Raw genomic sequence first — 13,537 nt, 5'->3', positions numbered from 1 at the left:
TCTGAGAAGCTGAAACCGTGGCCAGCATAAGGAAAAAGACTTGCCGGCCACGGGATGGACCGCCTGGATAGCCAGCAAAATGCCGTCTCCCCCGCCCTCAGCCCGCGTGGGCAGACAGCCAAGAGACGTCAACCCATCCAACCCGAAAGGACGACGGAACCGTGGACCTCAGACGCATCACAGACTGGACACTACTCACCGGGGCCAGAATCGAGATCCGGCAGCAGGGTAGTCCTGTCTGCAGCGGACAGGTCGACGCCGTCACTGACGACGGAACCATCCTGTGGCTGCGACCGACAGCGCAGAACCGAAGACTGTTCGAGAAGGCCGAGTCTTATGAGGCATGGGCAACAGAGGACCGCGCCGGCTTCCACTACGAAGTCACGAAGGGCCTCAACCACGAGCAAAGGCCATAAGTGTGAGCCAGTGCAACGAACAACTGAACAAGAAAAAGCCTGGAACGCAAGCACCGGCGGGAATTCCATGACAGATTGGTCCGCTCACCCATACGCAAGGGCATGGGTCGTCAGCAGACATGGCGCGACTGTACTTCAATGCACTTCAAGTACACCCCAACCCGATGTCGGCACGTAGCCGAAGGGCCGTCAGAATAGATTTGAGATTCTGGTTTTCTGATGAGGCTCAGGGAATTCTGAGATCCTCAGCTGACATAACCGATGCATGAATGGTCGTTCATATAGGTGATCAGTCTCGTCCCTGTCATCTGCTGGGGTCCGTTCATGCCGCAGCACAGCCGGACACCCCCGCTCTGGTGAGAGCAGCCAGCTACTAATCTTCCTGCCCCTGCGCTGGCAAGCGACAGCATCCGATGGTGGCTTCCCGGCGAGCCTCTGAAGAGCTCGGGACAAAATCCCTGATAGTCATGCAGCCAGCCGGAAGCCCTGCCATGAACAGTCGTGAAGGCAGAAACAGACAACACCACCGGACAGCCGGCTCCGCAACTGGAGATGGTCATGCGGTTCCACCCCAGGCCGACCATGAATAAGCAGAACAGTCCACCACAGCCGAAAAGGAGGAGGAGCGGGATGAACAACCAACGTCGAGCAGAAAAGAAATTTTCCGCCGAACGTTCAAAGATCATGTCGGCCGACCCCAAGCTGCCCATGAACAGGTACCAAAGACCAAACACTCAAGCACAAGCACCAGGCAAGGAGACAACCGGCCACACCACCGGCCACCAATAAGAAAGGCCCCGAAGGGGCCCTTCACAACACAAAATGTGCACACTCAGAGGCTAAAAAAGCCCCTGAACAGGGAAAACACGTGCCCAAGGTGGGACTCGAACCAGGCGCCAACCCTTGAAAACCCGCCACTCCCCCCGAAAACATCCCCAATCCGAACCAGTCCGACGCCGATACAACCGAATCCGAAGCCCAGGGTGTGCACAATGTGCACACCATCTTTTTGCCATTTTGGACGCTCATCCACGCGCATCTGCGGCGTTTTGAGGGCGAGGAGTAACCGTGACGGACGCGGGCGGTCGCTGCGCCTGATGTCCGGAGATACCCAGGCCCCGCGCACGATCTTGCCCGTGCATTTCTGTCCGGGGCAAGCCATCGACAAGGGTTCAATGAACGTCATAGCGTTGCGACCTCCTTCGAACATCTCATGGGCGGACATCACAGAAGAGGCATGACCGAACCTGGACCTATTAAGCACCGGACGGCCATAAGGCCTGGCGCCCTCCAACATGACGGAATCGCAATTATCGGCGTTCAAACCCACGGGAGTGGAAGTAGCTGCGAGAACCGATTGACCCAGTGTGGCTCGCCAGCCTTGTAGGCGAATTGCCAAACGAGCTGGCGAATCCTGCCAGGGAGTCAGCGAACCGTACGCATGTGCGTGCTCGACCGGACTGGGGCTTGGTCCTGGCGCGCAGGACAAGCCTGAATGTCGCTGCCATTGAACTTTTCGCCAACTCCCTTGGCAACGTTGAAGCCCCACGCGGCCTGTTCAGCCAGGACGCCAAACGGCCCTCAACCGCCGCCGAACCAGCGCGGCTCCCGGCTCGCCAACTAGGTTGTCACTCTCGCCAAGTCGGCTGGCAAGCCACACCCAGAAGGGTGCGAACCTGTTCCTGAGCAGCGGGCACTGCGATGTGCCTCATCATGGCGCGCCCGGCGAGGGCAGCTTCCGTAAAGTTCGGCGCAAATGCTGCAAGAGGCCATCCAAGGAGCGGGTTCACGAGTCGAAGCACTATTGACGATATCCCATATTACCGGATATCGTCACTTTGGGTCCACCATACGTGTCCCCTTAGTGGAAGCGCGTAACTACGCGGCTTGGAAAAACTCACCAGACCTCTTCTCCTACAAGAAGGAAGTGTTACTAGCGTGTTGAGACATCGCGATTCCTGGAGTGCCACGTTCGAAAGCAGGAGTCTCACAGTGTGGCACCGTAGAGCTGCATCCGCGCAGTGCCCGAAACGCGTCGGAAGGAAGCATCATGGATGAGAGTGTCACGAGGCGGATGGCGGAATTCAGCGCCAATCTCAAGTTCGAGCACCTTCCCGATCACATTGTGCAGGAGGTGAAGCGCCTCCTGCTGGACACGGTGGCGTGCGGACTGGGAGGGCACCTTCTCGCCAAGGCACGCCTCGCGTTGGAGTTCGCGCGGGAAGAAGGCGGGGCGCCGCAGGCAACGGTAGTCGGTTGCCGGGACAAGCTGCCGGCGTCCATGGCAGCCTTTGTGAACGGCGAACTAATGAATGCCCTTGATTACTGCGCCCTGCAGCCGCCAGCGCACGTAACTCCATATGTTGTGCCTCCGGCACTGACCATGGCTGAGATCCGCCACGCGCCCGGAAAGGAACTTATCGTCGCGCTGGCTGTCGCGCACGAAATAAGCTGCCGCGTCGCGGATTCCCTCGGCAATTTGCGGGCGACGCCGGGCGGCCTTCCTCTAAAAAGCTTCGGTGTTGGCTGTACGCAGTTTGGCGCGACGGCCGGTGCCGGGCGGATCATGGGTCTGAATACCGATCGCATGGCCCATGCCCTAGGCCTTGCTGGCTATCACGCCCCGGTCGCGTCCCACGTCAAGTACAACCACACCATTCATGTTGGAATGGCGAAATACGGCCCGTCGGGATGGACGGCACAAGCCGGGATCGTAACCGCACGGCTCGCTGAAAAGGGCTACCGGGGCGACAGCACAGTGCTCGACGGCGAGTATGGGTTCTGGGCCATGAATGGGTCGCCTGCTTGTGATTGGGACAAGCTGACTGTCGGATTAGGAGAGAGTTGGAGTTTTGAGGCGATCGGCTACAAGTATTGGCCCTGCTGTGGATCGCACCAAGCGCCGCTGGATTGCTTTGATGCCCTTCTGAAGGAGCACGACCTGAAGCCGGAGGAAATCGAGAAGGTAGTGGTGCGCAATGAGGGGCTGGTCGGACTTCCAAAGTACAACAGCACCGATATCGAGGACCATGTCGAGGCGGCTTCCAGTCTGCCTTACAACTTCGCCGTAGCGGCCCATCGTGTACCTTGGGGGCCCCAGTGGCAGGCACTCGAAACTCTGGACCGGGAGGACATCCGCGCCTTCGCCAAACGCGTCTCGCATGAGGTCTATGACCGGAGTGAGGTCTGCCGTTATGAAGACCTGGTGGTAAGCGGTCGCCGGAATCTCAAGCGGCGACCAGCACAGGTCGAGGTCTTCGCGAGAGGCACCAGCTTCGTTCACAGCACAGACTATGCCCGCTGGATGACAAATGATGTGCCTGAGTCACGCGCGAGTGACGCTGATCTGGTCACCAAGTTCAAGGCCTGTGCGCAGGGAGTCCTGACCGACGACGTAGCGACAGCCGCCGCGGAAACCATCCTCGACCTGGAAAATCTTGGTGACGTCGCGACACTCATGGAGATGTTGGGCGATTCCGCCCTGTAGTGGTGTGCCTAGAGACTGGGGTCAAGTGACTTCCTCGAGTACGTGTGAAGTCGGAACGGCTCTGTCTATGCAGCCGAGACTGTTCTACTTATCCTTCATCACGGGACTTTTTGAAAATTCGAGTCATTGATGACTGCTCAGATCCCGGAGTAAGGGGTGGAATTTCCTAGCCATGAACGGTTCGGGTTTCTTAGCCAAAGCTGTGATGCGACGCTTCCTGGAGTTTTTTGGCGGCAACGACTCTGCATGGTGGACGGTGCCCAAGACCCAGGTCGAAGCAACTGCGTATGAGTCGCCAGCCAGCACTCCGATGCGAGGCGGTGTGAGCTCGTGGCCTGATTGCGATCCATTCGGGATGCCCTGGTAGTCATCTCGTGTGCCCTGCCCATCCGGGCCTGACTCTGGTCAGTCCCGGATGGGCAGGGCACGGTCATGACCAGATGTCCCCAGGTCCGGTTGGGAATCGGAATTCAGTAGTGGGGCGCTGCTGCTTGCTTTCCTAAGCTCGTCGAGGACGGCTGCCGATGCCGGACACCTGCCTTTCCGCCCGTCAGAAGTGCCTGGGAGCTTTGTCCCACGTCTAATCCGCGTCAGACTTCCTCGTTGTTGCCGGCGCAGCGTCTGCGCCGGCAACTACTGCAATGGCGCCGACGAGTAGCGCTGCATTTGCCCAGAAGATTCCCAGGACGCCAGCGGGCGCGGCGAAGCTACCGACGGCGATGGGTAGCGTGATTTGCGCCAGCCGGTTCACTGTCAGCCGGAGTCCCAGTGCCGCGCCGTGGCTGGACGCGGCCGTAAGGGATACTACCCAGGCCATGGTGAGTGGCTGGGGAATGCCGAGTCCGAGGCCGAGACCGACCATCACGACGATTGCACCCCAAGCTCCAACCAGCGGCAGGAGTGCCAGCGACAGGACTGCGGCGCTGATGGAAACAATGAGCATAGCCTTTCGTCCGAAGCGGCAGATTAGCCGGGTCAGGCCAAGCCTGCTGAGAACGGAAACGGCAGCGCGCAACCCTAGGAGCATTCCTACTGCAGCGGCGCTTACACTTTGCTCAGTCGCCCAGACGGGGACAAACGCGTACATCAGGTCTACCGTCACAAGCACGGCGCCACTGACCACCAGAGAGCGCCACAGCCCTGGCGCCTTTAGGACTTCGCCGGCTGTGAGCGGGTCCCCCGCTGCATCCGTTCTCCCGCGCCGCATCCCAGAATCCGTGCGTCGAAGGAAAAAGAAAGCAGGGGTGGCCAGGGCACTAAATGACAGGCAAACGAAGAGCCCGATAGTAGTGTCCGGCCGCCCTCCAGCCGGGACCCCCAGCGAGGCGAGGAGGGTCACTGCAGGCGGGCCGATGAGCTGACCGGTTGAAGCAGCGGCAGCCAGCGTGCCGAAGGCGCTGTCAGGTGAATCCGTGCTGCTTACGTGCGCCACGAATGCCTGTTGCCCAACTATCACCAGGAGATTGCCCAAGCCGATGAGTGCGCTGGCTGCCAGCAGGACCGGGAGTCCCGGGAATGCCAGCATGGTTACAGTGCCCGCGGCTGCGGTCACTAACCCCACGAAGGCCATGATCGAACCCCCGAACCTATCGGCCAGACGGCCCGAGGGTAAGGCGGCTAACAGCGCTGGCAGCGCGAAACATGAGGCCAAGAGACCCAGGAAGACGGCGTCGGCACCTTCGGATAATGCCCGGTATCCGATGATTACCCGGATCCCCACCCAGCCAGCCTGTGACAGGACCGCCTGCACACTCAGTGCCAACCGCCAGCGCGCCATCATGGCCGAAGCTTCTGGCGTTTGCCGAATAAGCCTAGACATCCCAACGCCGCGCAGATTGACGCAGCTGTGACAATGCCGAAGGGGACCGCAGTGTCTGGCCCGCCTAGTCCGACGAGAGGGGCAGCAATACTGCCGAGAGCAAACCGCGCCATCCCAACCAGTGAGGAAGCGGTGCCGGCGAGCTCGGAGTGGTCCCTCAGGGCCAGGGCCGTGGCGGGAGGACTTGCAGTGGCTACGCCGCCGACCAGCATGAATAGCGACATGAGAATTCCGATCAGGGGCGGGTGCAGGAAGGCGGTTGCAAGCAAGCCCAAGGACCCGGCCATAGCTATACCGAGCCCTATGACCATCGTTCTTTTCTCGGACGACCTTTCGGAAAGGCGTCCGCCAATAAAGCCAAAAACCATGACCCCTACGGCATTCAAGCCGAAGGCAAAGGAATACTCCTGGGGTGAGAGCCCATAGATTCGTTGTAGGACGAAGGTGGCCCCACTCAGGTATGCGTAAATGGCGGAGTATGTGAGACCAGTAATGAGTACCGCGCCCGCGACCGTGCGGTCGGTGAGTAGCTTGCCGTAGTTCCGCAGAATGTGGAAGAAGCCCCCCTTTGAACGGCACCTCGCCGGTAGTGTCTCGGGGAAGAACGCAAGGGAGGTGAGAAGGACGAATGCTCCGACCACTGCCAAGAAAATGAATACCCCGCGCCAGTCACCGAATGCTGCGAGCTGCCCACCGATAACCGGACCGATCACTGCTGACATCCCACCCAGAACCGTCAGACGCCCGCAGTACCGAGTGAGCTTGCCGCCTGAATACAGGTCCCTGCCTGCTGCCTGGGCGGTAACAATACCCACTGCCGCGGCCAGACCTTGGACGAATCTGGCAGCAATGAGCGTACCGATCGTCGGGCTGCCCGCACAGACACCGGACATGACCACATAGACGATCGCCCCGACCAATAGTGGTCGGCGGCGGCCAAAGCGGTCCGACAGCGAGCCGGCGATAACCTGACCAACCGCCAGGCCGAGCAGGCAGGCCGTGATAGTCAGCTGCCCCGCCGATATGGTGCTTTGGAAGTTTGCTGTAAGAGCGGGAAGGACAGGCAGGTACAGGTTGGTCGTAATTGGACCAAAGATTGTCAATAGACCGAGGACCATCGCCACCGGGCGGCCAACAGTTGAAGGGCGCACCGTGACGGCGTTATCAGTGCTGGTCATGTGCTCCGCTCCCTAGCTGATAGCCGCCGCAGAAACCACCAGAAATCCAACTCTGGACCCAGACAGTTCGTGGTCACGCGCGGATTGCCCGTTCGTCCCGCCGCTCCACCTGAAGCGCGGCCAACCGAAGGATACGTATTAAATAAATCCCACTAAGTAGGATATCGCACATTCGTTGCTGCGGTCCGGTTACGTGCAACTAAGCCGTTCCTGTCCCTGCTCCCAAACCGGCTTATTTCTGTTAGAGGGAAATTTCATCGGGAGCAGGGAGGGCAGGCGAGGTGCTCGTCAACTCCGCGAGAGAGCGTCTTCTCTGCAGGAACCAGATGGTGAGGGCGAAGAGGACAATAAGGGCCGTAGCGCCCATGACGGCGGTCCATCGGCCGATTGGCCAGAGTAGAGCGGCAACAGTTGATCCCGTGGCCCCGCCGACGAAATTGGCAACGATGAGTGCTGTATTGAGGCGGCTCCGCGCTGCGGGGTCTATCGAGACGATCAGGGTCTGGAGGAGTACCAGCACGGACTGGACGCCGACGGACAGCAGCGAGACGGCTACAAGCACCCCGGCGACTAAGGACCCGCTGAGCCCGGAAATAACGAGGGAAATCAGCGTGATGGCGAGTCCGGCAGCAATGGCGGGAATGGACCAGCCGCGGTCATACACTCGCCCGGTGAATTGAGCCCCGATCACTCCCAACACGCCGAGGAGGCTTACGAGCCCGATCTGAAAGGCTGTGAAGGAGAACGGGATCTCTGCCAGCAGGAACGTCAGACCCGTCCAGAAAGCCGTGAAGACACACATCAGGGCGGCCCCAAAGACCAGGATGACTCTCACGGGGCGGTGCCGTATGGATGCCTGGAGCACCGAGCGCAAAAGCCTGCCGTAGGGTATGTGGTCTCGAGGTGGCAGGACCGGTATCGCGCGGCTCATGATGACTGCGAGGACAAGCATCATGCCTGCGGCCGCAACGTAAATCATGCGCCAGCCGAAGGTGTCCGCCACTATTCCGCTGACTGTCCGGGATAGCAGAATGCCAACCAGGAACCCGGATGCCACTGTCCCGACCACGCGCCCCCGCTGTTCGTCAGTGGCGAGGTCCCCGGCCAACGGGATCAGGAGTTGTCCGGCGATGTTGGTGAAACCCACCAGGGCAAGAGTGGTCAGTAGGACGACGAAGCTCGGCGCCACGGCGCTGGCCCCCAACGATAAGGAGCATAAGAACATGATTGTGGGGATCATGCGTCTCCGGTTCAAAGTGTCACCGAGTGGCACGATGAGGAATATCCCGAGGGCGTAGCCCAGTTGACTGAGCGTCACCAGTAGCCCGGCCGTATCGGGCGAGACGCTCAGCGCCACAGCAATGTCTCCGAGGAGTGGCTGCGCCCAATACAGGTTCCCGACAGCGGCGCCACCGGTGAAGGCCAACAGTCGGGTAAATCCCGGACTGATTCCGGGACTACGGGCGGTGTTGTCTGTGGAGGTAACCATGGGAGTGGCCCTTTCAGGAAGAGTGAGATTGGCTTACGAGCGTCCTGCTGTCACCGCGGCTGGTGCTACTGGCAGGAACTTTTAGCTGGTCGCCGAACTCCTTCCGATTTCCTTGTCTTTTTCGTCCACTCGAAGTGGTGACGGTTTAGCCCGCAACCGGACCAAAGGCGGAGCCGACGCTGGGAAGTTACATCCGCGGGACCGCCGTGTACTTGTATTCGAGGAACTCGTCGATTCCGGTTCGCCCGCCCTCTCGGCCCAAGCCCGATGCCTTTATGCCGCCAAACGGTGCGGAGGGGTTGGCCAGTGCGGCCGTATTCAGGCCCACCATCCCAACTTCGAGGGTCTCCCCCACGCGAAAAGCGCGCTCCACATTTTGGGTGAATAGATAGCCGGCGAGACCGAAAGGTGTGTCATTGGCCAGGCGAACTGCGTCCTCTTCTGTGTCGAAGGGAATCACCGGGGCCACGGGGCCAAAGATCTCTTCGCTCATTAATGCGGCGTCCTGGCTGACGCCCGAAAGAACTGTTGGGGAGTAGAAGAATCCGCTGCCCTTGGGACGATACCCGCCGCAGACCACTGTGGCACCCTTGGCAACAGCATCATCCACGAGCTGCTGGACCTTGTTCAGTGCTTTTGCTTCCACCAACGGGCCAACCTGGGTGCCTTCCTCTGTGCCGTCGCCTACTTTGAGCGCTCCTAAGCGCTTGGCGAGCCGTGCGGAGAAGTCGGCGGCCACGGAGCGCTGCACAAAGATACGGTTTGCTGCGGTGCATGCCTCCCCCATGTTCCGCATCTTTGCCGCGACGGTGCCTTCGACGGCGCAGTCCAGGTCGGCATCCTCGAACACAATCAGAGGAGCATTGCCGCCAAGTTCCATGGAGGAGCGCATGACGTTCCGTGCGGCCTGTTCCAGGAGCCGGATACCTACTCCTGTGGAGCCGGTGAAGCTGACCTTTCGCGCGACTCCGCTTTCCATCCAGGGGGTGACGACGTCGGACGCCCTGGTGGTGGTGACGACGTTCAGCACTCCCTTGGGCAACCCGGCTTCGATGAGGATGTCTACCAGTGCCAGCGAGGACAGCGGCGTGAGGTTGGCGGGCTTGAAGACCATGGTGCAGCCGGCGGCGATGGCGGGGCCGATCTTGCGGGTGCCCATGGCCAGGGGGAAATTCCAGGGCGTCACGAGCACGCAGGGGCCCACCGGCTCCTTGGAGACGAGGACGCGTGTTGTTCCGTCGCCGGTAGTGGTCAGGTCCCCGCCGATGCGGACAGCTTCCTCTGAAAACCAGCGGAAGAATTCGGCTGCGTAGGCGACCTCGCCCTTAGCTTCGCAAAGGGGCTTTCCCATTTCCGTGGTCATGATCAGGGCAAGTTCGTCCTGTCGGGCCATGATCAGCTCGAAGGCGCGGCGCAGGATTTCGCTGCGCTCCCGGGGCGGTGTTTTGGCCCACTGTTTCTGGATTCGGCCCGCGGTCTCAATGGCCCGTCGGGCGTCTTCCGGGCCTCCGTCGGCCACGGTGGCGACGACTTCCTCCGTGGCGGGGTTAATGACATTGAAACGGGCTCCGGATGTTGACTCTGTCCAGTGACCGTCTATATACAGGTTGGTGCTCACTTTGGCGATGGCGTCCAGTGCCCTTTGTGAGGTCGTGGGGTTGATGGTTGCCTGGATGCTCATGAGGGGTCCTTATCTGCAGAGCGCTGAGGGTCTTGCGCGTGTTTGTTAGGGGAGGCGAGAGCCTGTGTGCCGGGGTCCAGAAGCTGGGCCAGATGCCGGCCCGATCGGGAGTTGTCGAGCTGTTGGACCTGCATCGCGCAGGAAAATCCGTCGGTCAGAACCGCGGATTCCCTCGCAGTCTGCCGCAGGGCGGGTGCCAGAGCCTGTTCGGCGACCAGCATGCTGACGTTGAAGTGATCCTTTTCGAAGCCAAAGTTCCCGGCCACGCCGCAGCAACCAGTTGCGTCCACGACGTCTGGAATACCCGCGGCAGCGAGTACCGAGCGCTGGCTGCCAGCGCCGAAGACGGAGTATTCGTGGCAATGAGTCTGGAGCACTACCTGTTTGGGAAGTGGGTTTGCCGGGGCGGGTGCCCAGCCTGACCGCACAAGTTCTTCAATATGTGCTGCAAAGCTCCGCACTCTGGCAGCGACCCTGCGCGCCTGGTCTGTATGAACCAGTTCCGGCAGGTCCTTGCGGAGCGCGGCGGCGCAGCTCGGTTCCACGACGACGATCGGGCGGTCAGTCCCGTCATCGAGTGCAACCGCGGCCTTGGCCAAGACCTTCTTGGCCGTTTCCAGCTGCCCGGTAGAGATCCACGTCAAGCCACAGCAGGCGTCGGCAGAGCACTCCGTGGGGCCAATGCTGACGAGAACGCGGGCGGCTGCGGCGGCGACCTCGGGGCGAAACCCCCGGGTGAAGGTATCGACGAACAGGACTGCCTGTTCGGCAGCAGGAGCCTTCGCGATGTCGGCGAGGTCGTTCATGGCGCGGTCTATGAACTTGCGAGCCGGAGCAACGCCGGCCATAGCGATTTCGCGTCGCCAATCGTTGGATCCGGCGAAGCGAGGCATTGTCCGCTTCGTGGTGAGCCCGCCCAGGACGGACGCCGCTTTGGCCAGGGGCGTGGACATGACGGCGTTGACGACCGGGGCAATACGTCCGGTGATTTGAAGCCAACGCGGCAGCCAGCCCAACGAGAAGTGTGAGAGGGGCCGGAGTTTTCCCTCGTAATAGTGCGAGAAGAATTCGGATTTGTAGGTGGCCATGTCAACGCCGGTGGGGCAGTCGCTGGAGCAGGCCTTGCAGGCCAGACAGAGGTCCAGCACCTCCCTGACTTCCTCTGATTTCCAGCCCTCCCCCACGGAGCGGGCGCCGCGGACCATGTCCTGGAGAACGCGGGAGCGTCCACGGGTGGAGTCTTTCTCATCCTTGGTCGCCCGGTAGCTCGGGCACATGACGCCGCCGGCGTCTGATCGGCATCGGCCCACTCCGATGCAGCTCTGGACGGCGTCAACCCACGGGTCTGTCCCGGACGATCCGACTGGGCTGACGGCGTCAACCCACGGGTCTGTCCCGGACGATCCGACTGGGCGCAGGTCGAAGGTCGTGCGCCATTCCCGCTGCGGAACGCCGGCGAGGGCGAGGTTGGCGTCCATGGGATCGGGATCGGTCATGGAGCCAGGATTCAGGATGCCTTCCGGGTCCCATATCCGGCGGGACTTGGAGAATGCGGCCATCACCTGGGATGAGTACATGAGGGGCAGGAGCTCGGATCGGGCGCGGCCGTCGCCGTGTTCGCCGGACAGCGATCCGCCGTGGCTGACTACGAGTTCGGCGGCACGGCGCGTGAACGTGCGGAAGATCTCACGGCCTTTCTCGCTGCGCAGGTCGTAGGTAATGCGGATGTGCATGCATCCGGCCCCGAAGTGCCCGTACATGGCTCCGGTGAGCCCGTGCTCGGCCAGAAGTTCGCGGAGGTCCGCAAGGTAATCAGCAAGCCGTTCAGGCGCGACCGCGGAGTCTTCCCAGCCAGGCCAGGACTGGCCCCCCGATGCGAGGCGGGAGGACAGTCCCGCGCCATCTTCGCGGACGCGCCAGAGCGACGCGCGCTCGACGGGGTCCGCAGCGGCACGGCCCTGGATGAGTCGCCCGTTTACTGCCAGCCGCGTGAGCAGCCGGTCCGCTTGGGTGCGCACCGTGTCCAGGTCGTCGCCGTCGAGGTCCACGAAAAGCCAAGCCCGCCCCTCAGGCAGGCCCTGTACGGAATCGGGTCCACGTCGGTGCCGCATGGTGGCGACGATCGCTTCGTCGGTACCCTCGACGGCGGCCGGCGAGTACTCCAGGATCGTGGGGATGTCCCGTGCTGCGTCGACGACGTCGTCATAGCCGAGGCAGACGAGCAGCGCGGCCGCTGGCTTGGGTACCAGCTTCATTCGAGCTCCTACGACTATGGCCCATGTTCCCTCGGAACCGACAACGGCCCGTGCGACATTGAACTTCTTTTCCGGCAGGAGATTTTCAAGGTGATAACCGGAAACCTGCCGAGGAATGTTGCCGAGTTCGAGGCGGAGGGCGCTCAGGTTCTCATGGGCGAGCCGCGCGAGTGACGCCGTGAGGGTCTCCGCACGGGTGACAGAGAAGGAGTCGTTCGGATCGGTGGCCCGCAGGCCTGTCTCGGTCGCGGTCAGCCGCGCACCTTCGGAGGTGACGAGGTCAATCTCTGCTACGTGGTCAGACGTGCGGCCATAGCGCACGGAGTGGTTGCCGCATGCGTCGTTGCCGATCGATCCTCCAATCGTGGCGCGATTTTTGGACGAAGGGTCGGGTGCGAAAGTGGTACGGCCGTCCGTGGCGCGTTCCACCTCGCGGGACAGGGCTGAGAGGATGACGCCGGGTTCGACGTCGACCGTCCCAGCCTCCTCATCAATGTTGAGGATCCGGTCCATGTGCCGTGAGAAATCCAGCACGAGACCAGGGCCGACCGCGTTACCGGCCATGGACGTTCCACCACCGCGGGGGATGATCGGCGTGCAGCTTGTCCGGCACGCCGCGACAGTGGCCAGCACATCGTCGACAGAACGTGGGAACACGACAGCGACCGGTTCGACACGATAATTGGACGCATCGTAGGAATACTCGGAGCGCCGACGGGTCGACGCATCCACCACCAGCCCTGCCTCCACGAGTTCCCGGAACAACGCCGACGCGGGCCCGGATATCTGCACGTCCAGACCGTCACCCGATCTGCGCCCGAAGCCCTCGTCGCCGTTGAGATGCTGCAGCGGTTCAACTTCGGGGTGGAGCGACACCCTGCGGCTGGTGGAATCCGTCATGGGCAGAAGCTCCTTCTCGGCGGTGGCCGGTAAGTATCCACGGGGCAGCAAAAGCACGCGCTGCCCCATCTTTGCCTGTCGTGTGTGGTTTTAGAAGGTGTGGAGGACGAAGCGGAGGAATTCGGTGGGTTCGATGGCCTTGATGGGGGTGGGGCCTTCGTTGGGTAGGAATTCGTAGCCGGTTTCGGGTCCGTACTTTTCGCCGCCTGCGGTGACCTGGCCCTTGGTCTGGAACAGGATTTCGATGGACGGGAACTGGCCGGCCTGGTAGGTCGCGCCGGCATCCAGGCGCAGGAAGCCGATGCGGAAGTT

9 protein-coding genes and 1 pseudogene are annotated in these 13,537 nt (G+C 61.6%); 2 read left to right on the top strand and 8 right to left on the bottom strand.

From position 1 onward, the window contains the following. The first annotated feature begins 161 nt into the window (after window positions 1–161). Entirely contained in the window at window positions 162–416 is a 255-nt protein-coding gene (locus tag ACFTSA_RS19270) for a hypothetical protein (protein WP_377953313.1), read from the top strand. Window positions 417–661: 245 nt separating this feature from the next. Here ACFTSA_RS19270 and ACFTSA_RS19265 read toward each other — a convergent pair whose 3' ends face one another. Together ACFTSA_RS19265 and ACFTSA_RS19260 are read right to left on the bottom strand one after the other, a co-directional pair. After that, window positions 662–1,102 (bottom strand): hypothetical protein, encoded by a 441-nt coding sequence (locus ACFTSA_RS19265; protein ID WP_377953311.1) that lies wholly within the window; start codon window positions 1,100–1,102, stop codon window positions 662–664. A gap of 146 nt (window positions 1,103–1,248) precedes the next feature. Beyond that, window positions 1,249–1,602 (bottom strand): hypothetical protein, encoded by a 354-nt coding sequence (locus ACFTSA_RS19260; RefSeq protein WP_377953309.1) that lies wholly within the window; start codon window positions 1,600–1,602, stop codon window positions 1,249–1,251. Between the two features lie 864 nt (window positions 1,603–2,466). Here ACFTSA_RS19260 and ACFTSA_RS19255 point away from each other — a divergent pair. Beyond that, window positions 2,467–3,903 (top strand): MmgE/PrpD family protein, encoded by a 1,437-nt coding sequence (locus ACFTSA_RS19255; RefSeq protein ID WP_377922875.1) that lies wholly within the window; start codon window positions 2,467–2,469, stop codon window positions 3,901–3,903. Between the two features lie 580 nt (window positions 3,904–4,483). Here ACFTSA_RS19255 and ACFTSA_RS19250 read toward each other — a convergent pair. From ACFTSA_RS19250 to ACFTSA_RS19225, 6 genes and pseudogenes are all read right to left on the bottom strand, one after another. Continuing rightward, window positions 4,484–5,680 carry an MFS transporter gene (locus ACFTSA_RS19250; RefSeq protein WP_377953449.1) on the bottom strand — a complete coding sequence of 399 codons (1,197 nt, stop codon included), beginning with the start codon at window positions 5,678–5,680 and terminating at the stop codon, window positions 4,484–4,486. Continuing rightward, window positions 5,680–6,900 carry a multidrug effflux MFS transporter gene (locus tag ACFTSA_RS19245; RefSeq protein WP_377953305.1) on the bottom strand — a complete coding sequence of 407 codons (1,221 nt, stop codon included), beginning with the start codon at window positions 6,898–6,900 and terminating at the stop codon, window positions 5,680–5,682. The genes ACFTSA_RS19250 and ACFTSA_RS19245 overlap by 1 nt, the downstream gene beginning before the upstream one ends. 241 nt (window positions 6,901–7,141) lie before the next feature. Next, complete coding sequence (locus ACFTSA_RS19240; RefSeq protein WP_377953304.1) at window positions 7,142–8,389, bottom strand: MFS transporter; 1,248 nt, start codon at window positions 8,387–8,389, stop codon at window positions 7,142–7,144. Window positions 8,390–8,576: 187 nt separating this feature from the next. Continuing rightward, window positions 8,577–10,070: an NAD-dependent succinate-semialdehyde dehydrogenase gene (locus tag ACFTSA_RS19235; RefSeq protein ID WP_377953303.1), complete on the bottom strand. Its 1,494-nt coding sequence runs from the start codon at window positions 10,068–10,070 to the stop codon at window positions 8,577–8,579. Then, window positions 10,067–13,225 carry an FAD-binding and (Fe-S)-binding domain-containing protein gene (locus ACFTSA_RS19230; protein ID WP_377953302.1) on the bottom strand — a complete coding sequence of 1,053 codons (3,159 nt, stop codon included), beginning with the start codon at window positions 13,223–13,225 and terminating at the stop codon, window positions 10,067–10,069. Before ACFTSA_RS19230 ends, ACFTSA_RS19235 begins: the two co-directional genes overlap by 4 nt. A 90-nt stretch (window positions 13,226–13,315) precedes the next feature. Beyond that, a pseudogene (locus ACFTSA_RS19225) lies at window positions 13,316–13,537 on the bottom strand (hypothetical protein); the annotation flags it as partial.

The organism is Arthrobacter sp. NPDC057013 (genome assembly GCF_042674585.1).
GTDB lineage: Bacteria > Actinomycetota > Actinomycetes > Actinomycetales > Micrococcaceae > Arthrobacter.
Note: the sequence above shows the minus strand (reverse complement) of the source record. Positions and strands in the feature narration are given on the sequence as shown.

Bases quoted from the DNA above. Each gene is read 5' to 3' on its own strand.
- ACFTSA_RS19265 (WP_377953311.1), bottom strand. From the start codon at position 1,102: ATGATCTTTGAACGTTCGGCGGAAAATTTCTTTTCTGCTCGACGTTGG.
- ACFTSA_RS19260 (WP_377953309.1), bottom strand. From the start codon at position 1,602: ATGACGTTCATTGAACCCTTGTCGATGGCTTGCCCCGGACAGAAATGC.
- ACFTSA_RS19255 (WP_377922875.1), top strand. From the start codon at position 2,467: ATGGATGAGAGTGTCACGAGGCGGATGGCGGAATTCAGCGCCAATCTC.
- ACFTSA_RS19250 (WP_377953449.1), bottom strand. From the start codon at position 5,680: ATGGCGCGCTGGCGGTTGGCACTGAGTGTGCAGGCGGTCCTGTCACAG.
- ACFTSA_RS19245 (WP_377953305.1), bottom strand. From the start codon at position 6,900: ATGACCAGCACTGATAACGCCGTCACGGTGCGCCCTTCAACTGTTGGC.
- ACFTSA_RS19240 (WP_377953304.1), bottom strand. From the start codon at position 8,389: ATGGTTACCTCCACAGACAACACCGCCCGTAGTCCCGGAATCAGTCCG.
- ACFTSA_RS19235 (WP_377953303.1), bottom strand. From the start codon at position 10,070: ATGAGCATCCAGGCAACCATCAACCCCACGACCTCACAAAGGGCACTG.
- ACFTSA_RS19230 (WP_377953302.1), bottom strand. From the start codon at position 13,225: ATGACGGATTCCACCAGCCGCAGGGTGTCGCTCCACCCCGAAGTTGAA.